Annotated in this window: 8 protein-coding genes; 6 read left to right on the top strand and 2 right to left on the bottom strand. The window is 70.4% G+C overall.

Going from position 1 to position 7388, the window contains the following annotated elements:
• The first annotated feature begins 235 nt into the window (after positions 1 to 235).
• From GA0115242_RS12965 to GA0115242_RS12950, 4 genes are read left to right on the top strand one after another with little or no spacing between them, the layout of a single operon-like run.
• Positions 236 to 655, top strand: a complete 420-nt coding sequence (locus GA0115242_RS12965; protein ID WP_093827829.1) for a roadblock/LC7 domain-containing protein — start codon at positions 236 to 238, stop codon at positions 653 to 655.
• Positions 652 to 1008 carry a DUF742 domain-containing protein gene (locus GA0115242_RS12960; protein ID WP_093827827.1) on the top strand — a complete coding sequence of 119 codons (357 nt, stop codon included), beginning with the start codon at positions 652 to 654 and terminating at the stop codon, positions 1006 to 1008. Before GA0115242_RS12965 ends, GA0115242_RS12960 begins: the two co-directional genes overlap by 4 nt.
• On the top strand, positions 989 to 1606 hold the full coding sequence (locus GA0115242_RS12955) for a GTP-binding protein (RefSeq protein ID WP_093827825.1): 618 nt from the start codon (positions 989 to 991) through the stop codon (positions 1604 to 1606). The genes GA0115242_RS12960 and GA0115242_RS12955 overlap by 20 nt, the downstream gene beginning before the upstream one ends.
• Positions 1603 to 2868: a cytochrome P450 gene (locus GA0115242_RS12950; protein ID WP_093827823.1), complete on the top strand. Its 1266-nt coding sequence runs from the start codon at positions 1603 to 1605 to the stop codon at positions 2866 to 2868. Before GA0115242_RS12955 ends, GA0115242_RS12950 begins: the two co-directional genes overlap by 4 nt.
• 84 nt (positions 2869 to 2952) lie before the next feature.
• Here GA0115242_RS12950 and GA0115242_RS12945 read toward each other — a convergent pair whose 3' ends face one another.
• Positions 2953 to 4179, bottom strand: a complete 1227-nt coding sequence (locus GA0115242_RS12945) for a cytochrome P450 (RefSeq protein WP_093827821.1) — start codon at positions 4177 to 4179, stop codon at positions 2953 to 2955.
• A gap of 319 nt (positions 4180 to 4498) precedes the next feature.
• On the opposite strand from GA0115242_RS12945, the gene GA0115242_RS12940 reads away from it, so the two are divergent.
• Complete coding sequence (locus tag GA0115242_RS12940; protein WP_256089421.1) at positions 4499 to 5635, top strand: sugar ABC transporter substrate-binding protein; 1137 nt, start codon at positions 4499 to 4501, stop codon at positions 5633 to 5635.
• 79 nt (positions 5636 to 5714) lie between these two features.
• Here the strand turns inward: GA0115242_RS12940 and GA0115242_RS12935 are convergent, their stop codons facing one another.
• Positions 5715 to 6506 (bottom strand): SAM-dependent methyltransferase, encoded by a 792-nt coding sequence (locus tag GA0115242_RS12935; protein ID WP_093827817.1) that lies wholly within the window; start codon positions 6504 to 6506, stop codon positions 5715 to 5717.
• 333 nt (positions 6507 to 6839) lie between these two features.
• On the opposite strand from GA0115242_RS12935, the gene GA0115242_RS12930 reads away from it, so the two are divergent.
• Positions 6840 to 7313 (top strand): carboxymuconolactone decarboxylase family protein, encoded by a 474-nt coding sequence (locus tag GA0115242_RS12930; RefSeq protein WP_093827815.1) that lies wholly within the window; start codon positions 6840 to 6842, stop codon positions 7311 to 7313.
• Positions 7314 to 7388: the final 75 nt, after the last annotated feature.

Here is a 7388-nt window from a genome sequence, read left to right as displayed (position 1 = left end):
GGCCCGGGACGCGGGCAGCAGCTTCGGCGCCTTCCACCGCGGCCGCCAGCAGGGCGCGGGCGGCACCTCGCGACCCGGCGACGACGGGCACGAGGCCGTGGCCGACGACTAGCTCGCCGGGCCCCGAGCACCGCCAGGGGCCCCGCACCCACCATTCCCGCAGATCGCCGTACTTCGCTTGATTGGAGGAACGGGCCGGGTGACCCTCGACCGGTCAGCGCCCGCCCCACCCACCATGGAGACCACTGACAATAGCCTCACCTGGCTCCTCATGAACCTCTTGGAGCGCACGCCTGGCACCCGCCACGCGGTCGTTCTGTCGCGGGACGGCCTGAAACTGTGCTGGACCGAGCACCTCACGCTCGACCAGGCCGACCAGCTCGCGGCCATCTGCTCCGGCATCCAGGCCCTCGCCCAGGGCGCCTCCGTCGAGTTCGGGGACGGCTCGGGCGGCGTCCGGCACTCCATGACGGAGTTCCACGGCGGCCTGCTGTTCATCGTGGAGGCCGGTGAGGGCGCGCACCTCGCGGTCGTCGCCCAGGAGAGCGCCGACCCGGGCGTCGTCGGCCACCAGATGACCGAGCTGGTCGAACAGATCGGTGACCATCTGCGTGCCGAACCGCGCACGCCGGCCGTGCGGGGTGCCACCAGGTGAACAACAAACCCGTGGACGTCGGTGACCCGGACCGCCTGTACACGGTCACGGGCGGACGCAGCGAGGCCGACGACACGTTCGACCTGGTGACCCTGATCGTCAGCGAGTGCGAACCGACGGCCGGGATGCAGTCGGAGCACGTGCGGATCCTCGAACTGTGCCGTCACCCGACGGCGCTCGTCGAGGTCTCCGCCGAGCTGAAGATGCCGATCACCGTCGTCCGCATCCTCCTCGGCGACCTCCATGACATGGGCCGGATCAGCGCCCGCCACCCGCGCGCGGCCGCGTCCGTCGCGTCCCTCCCCGAAACCGCCCTGCTCCAGGAGGTCCTCCATGGGCTCCGCAACCTCTGAGCTGCCCTCCCAGCGCACGCCGCTCGCCGACGACGCCGAAACCGGCCTGAAGATCGTCGTCGTGGGCGGGTTCGGTGTCGGCAAGACCACCCTGGTCCGCTCGGTGAGCGAGATCAGACCGCTCAACACCGAAGAGGTCATGACCCAGGCGGGCCAGGGCGTCGACGAGACGGCCGGGGTGGAGCGCAAGACGACCACGACCGTCGCCTTCGACTTCGGCCGCATCAGCCTCAACCAGCGCATGGTGCTCTACCTGTTCGGCGCCCCCGGCCAGGAGCGCTTCTGGTTCCTCTGGGACCGCCTCTTCTCCGGCACGCTCGGTGCCGTCGTCCTCGTCGACACCCGGCGCATGCAGGACTCCTGGTACGCGATAGACCGGCTCGAACACCACAAGACCCCGTTCGTGGTCGCCGTCAACCGCTTCGACGGCGACGAGAGCAGGTTCTCGCTCCAGGAGATCCGCCAGGCCCTCGCCCTGGGCGACCATGTGCCGATGGTCGACTGCGACGCGCGCGTGCGGGCCTCCGGCAAAGAGGTCCTCATCACTCTGGTGGACCACCTCTACGCAATGGCACTGTCCCAGGAGAGGACACCGTGAGCGACACATCCGGCTCCCCGACCGCGACCACGCCGCCGCCCGGCTGCCCCGCCCACGCCGACGCCGTGCACATGGGCGGCCTGGAGTACCAGCAGACGCCGTCGCAGATGTACCGCACGATGCGCCGCGAGCACGGCGCGGTCGCCCCGGTGCTGCTCGACGGCGGGGTGCCGGCCTGGCTGGTGCTCGGCTACCCCGAGGTGTCCTACGTGACCAGCCACGACGAGCTGTTCGCCCGGGACTCCCGGCGCTGGAACCAGTGGCCGAACATCCCGCCGGACTGGCCGCTGCTCCCGTACGTCGGCTACCAGCCCTCCGTGCTCTTCGCCGAGCGCGAGGAGCACCAGCGCCGGGCCGGTGTGATCACCCAGGCCCTGGAGGGCGTCGACCAGTTCGAACTGGCCCGCGAGTGCCAGCTCATCGCCGAGACGCTGATCGCCGGGTTCTCCGGCAGCGGCCAGGCCGAGCTGATGAGCATGTACGCGCACGCCCTGCCCGCCCGCGGCGTGCTCTGGATGTGCGGCATGCCGCCGGGCACCGTCGACACCGAGCAGCTCGTCGACGACCTGCGGATCTCCCTGGACGCCTCCGAGGGCGACGACCCGGTGGCCGCCTACGGCCGGGTCGGCGAGCGGATCATGCGGCTGGTCCAGGAGAAGCGCGAGCGGCCGGGACCCGACGTCACCTCCCGGATGATCCTCGACCCCGCCGGGCTCACCGACGAGGAGATCGTGCAGGACCTGATCTCCGTCATCGCCGCAGCCCAGCAGCCGACCGCCAACTGGATCTGCAACACCCTGCGGCTGCTGCTCACCGACGAGCGGTTCGCCGTCAACGTCTCCGGCGGCCGGGTCAGCGTCGGTGACGCGCTCAACGAGGTGCTCTGGCTCGACACCCCGACGCAGAACTTCATCGGGCGGTGGGCCGTGCGCGACACCCAGCTCGGCGGGCGTCTGATCCGCGAGGGCGACTGCCTCGTCCTCGGCCTCGCGGCGGCCAACACCGACCCGCAGATCTGGCCCGAGTCCCACGTCGGCGCCGAGAACTCCGCGCACCTGTCGTTCAGCAACGGCGAACACCGCTGCCCCTACCCGGCACCGCTGCTCGCCGACGTCATGGCGCGCACGGCGGTGGAGACGCTCATGGAGCACCTGCCCGACATCGTGCTGGGCGTGAAGTCCGAGGACCTGACCTGGCGGCCGTCCATCTGGATGCGCGGACTGACCTCGCTGCCCGTGCGGTTCACGCCCTCGGCGCACTGACCCGCCACCCCTCCGCGTACCCGGTGGGCCGGGTACGCGGAGGAGCCGGACCGGTGCCGGGCCCGCGCCCGCCGGTACGCCGGATCAGACCGCGGACGGCGTGAAACGCACCGGCAGCGACTGCGGCCCGCGCGTGAACACGCCCAGCTCGACCGGGTCGAAGCCGTCCGCGAGCCGCAGCCCCGGCATCGCGTCGAGAAGCTGGTCGACCCCGATCTCCACCTCCGCCTTGGCGAGCAGCGCGCCGACACAGAAGTGCCGGCCGAGCGCGAACGCCAGGTGGTCGGCGGCGGCCGAGAAGGCCGACGTCGTCGTCAGGTCGTCGCGGAAGATGTCGAACCGGTCCGGGTCGCGGTACCGCTCGGCGTCCCGGTTCGCCGCGCCGATCAGGCAGGTCACGGTGGCCCCGGCGGGTATGGTGCCGCCGCTGACCTCGACCTCGGTCGCGGTCTGGCGCATGATCATGTGCACCGGCGGGGTGTAGCGCAGGGTCTCCGCGAACGCGGCGGGTATCAGGCTGCGGTCCGCCTGGACGGCCGCCAACTGGTCGGGGTGCGTCAGCAGGTTGGCGAGGATGCTGGCGATCGCCTTGTCGGTCGTCTCGCCGCCCGCGGCCAGCAGCAGGCTGCAGAACGCCTTGATGTCCTCGTCGCTCATCCGGACACCGTCGACCTCGGCGGCGCAGAGCGTCGACAGCAGGTCGTCGCCCAGGTGGTCGCGGCGGTGCCGGATGATCGGGATCATGTACTCGGCGAACTCGATCCGGGTGCGCTCGCCCGCCGCCGTCACCTCCGGGTCCGCCGAGAGGTTGCCGAGGAAGGCGATGACGGCCGTGTACCAGCCGTGGAACCGGGCATGATCAGCCTTGTCCAGACCGAGCATGTCGGCGATCACATTGACCGGGAAACGGGTCGCGTAGTCGCTCACGATGTCGGCCGAGCCCGACTGCCGGAAGGAGTCGATGAGTTCACGCGAGTTCCGCTCGATGACCGGCAGGAACTTCTCCTGGAGGTCGCTGCCGCGGAAGGCGGGGGCCACCAGCGCCCGGCGCACCGCGTGCTCGCGGCCGCTCAGCTGGAGGATCGTCTTGCCGTGGACCGGCTCGATCTGCCAGTCGTAGTTGTCGGTCGTGAACTCCGACTTCTTGTCCTTGAAGACCCGTTCGACGTCCGCGTACCGGGAGATGATGTAGCTCTGGGTGGCCTCGTGCCAGATCAGGGGTTCTTTCTCCCGCATGACCGCGTAGGCGGGGTAGGGGTTCTCGGCGAACTCGGGCGAGAGGATGTCAGGCACCTGCTGCGCAGTGGACACGGAACTCCTCGAGATAGACAACTGACCGTCGACGAGTAGGTTATTGATCTTGCCGTGGCTCAAACAGGTCAGTCCTGGCCGAAGTTGAGCACTTATCAACCTTGCGGCACGACAGCCCTGTCCGTACACCCGTGGTGTCTGTTCTGTTGCGGAAGCGGCAGGTCTTCAACGGTTCCTGGGGAAACCGGAATTGCGGATGTGTCGTGCGGGTTTCGAGGCAACGGCGAACAGACGTGGGCGCTGTGCTTTCCTGACGCAGTCGGTTGTGCGGTCACCCGGTCCCGACGCCGCACACTCCTGCCCGAAAGGCCACCCCCACGTGAACTCTTGCACCACCCGCAGAAGCAGCACGCCCCGTATCGCCGCCGCGCTGACAGCGTCCGCGTCGGCCCTGCTGCTCACGGCCTGCGGGGCGATCGAGTCGGTCGCCGGGAGCGACAGCTCCGCGACCCCGGAGAAGACGAACGACATCACCGTCGGGCTGCTGCTGCCCGACCGGGACACGGCGCGCTTCGAGAAGTTCGACCACCCCCTGATCGAGAAGCACGTCGCGTCCCTGACCGCCGGGAAGGGCAAGGTCGTCTACGCCAACGCCGGTGCCAGCGCGGACAAGCAGAGCGAGCAGATGCAGCAGATGATCGACGGCGAGGCCGACGTCATCCTCGTCGACGCCGTCGACGCCAAGGCGATCGCGCCGGCCGTGCGGAAGGCCAAGGACGCCGGCATCCCCGTCATCGCCTACGACCGGCTGGCCGAGGGGCCGATCTCCGGGTACGTCTCGCACGACAACGAACTGGTCGGCGAGGTGCAGGGCCGCGCCCTGGTGGACGCCCTCGGCGACGACGCCGAGAAGAGCAGGACCGTGATGCTCAACGGCTCGCCCGCGGACCCCAACACCGCGCGGTTCAAGGCCGGTGCGCTCGGCGAGCTGAAGGACCGGGTCGACATCGCCAAGACGTACGACACCAGGGAGTGGCTGCCCCAGGTCGCCGAGGCCAACATGAAGAAGGCGATCGCGGCCCTCGGCGCCGACCGGATCGCCGCCGTCTACGCCGCGAACGACGGGATAGCCGGGGCCGCCATCGGCGCGCTGAAGGCGGCCGGTGTCATCAAGATGCCGCCGGTGACCGGGCAGGACGCCGACCTGGCCGCCGTCCGGCGGATCGTCGCCGGTGACCAGTACATGACCGTATACAAGCCGTTCCTCCAAGAGGCCACCGACGCGGCCGAGTTGGCCGTCGCCAAGGTGCGCGGAAGCGAGCTGCGGTTCGACGCCCTGTCCCAGGACTCCGTGGACAGCCCGACCGACAAGGACATCCCGGCCCGGCTGGTGCCGGTGGTCGCGCTGACGAAGGACAACATCGAGGAGACGGTGGTCCGGGACGGCGTCTACACGGCCGAGGAGATCTGCGCCGGTGCGTACGCGGACGCCTGTGCGGCAATCGGCTTGAAATAGCCGGTACGGGGAGGTGGCGCCGGGCGGTGACCTGTGATGGGGCCCGGTCGGCGCACCCGGGCGCCCGCCTCCCCGGTGCTCAGGAGGACACGCGGGCCACTCCCGCGTAGATGCCGCTCGGCTCGGAGTCCGCTCCGAGGGTCCCGGTGTCCCACTCGGTCGCCGTCACCAGGCCGGGCGCGACCAGATCGAGACCGTCGAAGAACCGGTTCACCTCGGGGCGGGTGCGGAAGCCGAGCTTGATCCCGCCGCGCGCGTACTCGGCGGTGACCTGCTCGGCGAGCTCCGGGAACAGGTCGGACGCGGCGTGCGAGAGCACCAGGTAGCTCCCCGCGGGCAGGGTGGCGACCAGGTCGCGGACGATGCCGTGCGCGTCCTGCTCGTCGGGGACGAAGTGGAGCAGCGCGATCAGGGACAGCGCGATCGGCCGCTCGAAGTCCAGGATCCGCCGGGCGTGCGCGACGATCTCCAGCGGGTCGCGGACGTCGGCCTCGATGTAGTCCGTGACCCCCTCGTCCCCGCTGACCAGCAGCGCCTCCGCGTGCCGCAGGACGATCGGGTCGTTGTCCGCGTAGACGACCTTCGCCGTCGGCACGATGCCCTGCACCACCTGGTGGAGGTTGGGCTCGGTGGGGATGCCGGTGCCGATGTCCAGGAACTGGTCGACACCCCGGTCGGCGAGCCAGGCGGCGGCCCGGTGCATGAACCGGCGGTTCTGCCGCGCCGCGTCCCGCGCCTCGGGCGGCAGCTTCTCTCCGACGGCCTCGTCGATCGGATAGTTGTCCTTGCCGCCCAGCAGCCAGTCGTACACCCGTGCGGGGTGAGCCTTGCTGGTGTCGATCGCCGGGTGCGGCTGCGGGTCGGTCGTCATCTCGTCCACTCCATCGCGCCGTCGGCCGCGGGACGGGCCGGGGTGCCGATCATCCTACCGGCGAGCCGCAACGGAGCCCCGGCGAAGGGGGTTTGACGAGGGCGGTTGCGGCCACGGACCCTTCGCGCCCCGTGACGGACCCGCGCACGCCTGCCCCGTGCGCCCCGTCCCGCACGGTCGTCCCGGGGGGCCCGCGACGGTCATGTGACGCAGGTCACAAATGGATCTGTCACATACAGGGCCGCCGGTCGGTCCTCCCTGTGCAGCCCTTTCGAACTGCAGACACGACAGACACGACAGACACGGCAGATGTGGCAGACAGGGGAGACCGACATGGACGCTCGACTCAACCTCTTCGAGAACAAGGTCGCGGGCAAGGTCCTGAAGCACCTCGCCGCGGCGAACGGGGTCCTCAAGGACTCGGGCCTGCCGACCGCGACCCAGGAACTGGTGAAGATCCGCGCCAGCCAGATCAACGGCTGCGGATTCTGCACCGACATGCACGTCAAGGAGGCGCTCCACGCGGGCGAGAACGACCAGCGCCTGCACCTCGTCGCCACCTGGCGCGAGGCCACCGTCTTCACCGAGGCGGAGCGGGCCGCGCTGGAGCTGGCCGAGCAGGCCACCCGGATCGCCGACGCGGCCGGGGGCGTCCCGGACGAGGTGTGGGCGAACGCCGCCCGCCACTACGACGAGGACGATCTGACCACCCTCGTCGTCCTCATCGCGATGATCAACGCCTACAACCGGGTGAACGTCGCCGTGCGCCAGCCCGCGGGCTCGTACCGGGTCGGCCAGCACTTCTGAGAGCCGGCCGGGGCGAGGGGCACCGCCGACCCGGACGGCCCGGCCGCCCGCGGCGTGCGCCGCCCGGCCGCCGGA

The sequence above is a fragment of the Streptomyces sp. SolWspMP-5a-2 genome, from assembly GCF_900091845.1.
GTDB lineage: Bacteria > Actinomycetota > Actinomycetes > Streptomycetales > Streptomycetaceae > Streptomyces > Streptomyces doudnae.
Note: the sequence above shows the minus strand (reverse complement) of the source record. Positions and strands in the feature narration are given on the sequence as shown.

Bases quoted from the DNA above. Each gene is read 5' to 3' on its own strand.
- GA0115242_RS12965 (WP_093827829.1), top strand. From the start codon at position 236: ATGGAGACCACTGACAATAGCCTCACCTGGCTCCTCATGAACCTCTTG.
- GA0115242_RS12955 (WP_093827825.1), top strand. From the start codon at position 989: ATGGGCTCCGCAACCTCTGAGCTGCCCTCCCAGCGCACGCCGCTCGCC.
- GA0115242_RS12935 (WP_093827817.1), bottom strand. From the start codon at position 6,506: ATGACGACCGACCCGCAGCCGCACCCGGCGATCGACACCAGCAAGGCT.
- GA0115242_RS12930 (WP_093827815.1), top strand. From the start codon at position 6,840: ATGGACGCTCGACTCAACCTCTTCGAGAACAAGGTCGCGGGCAAGGTC.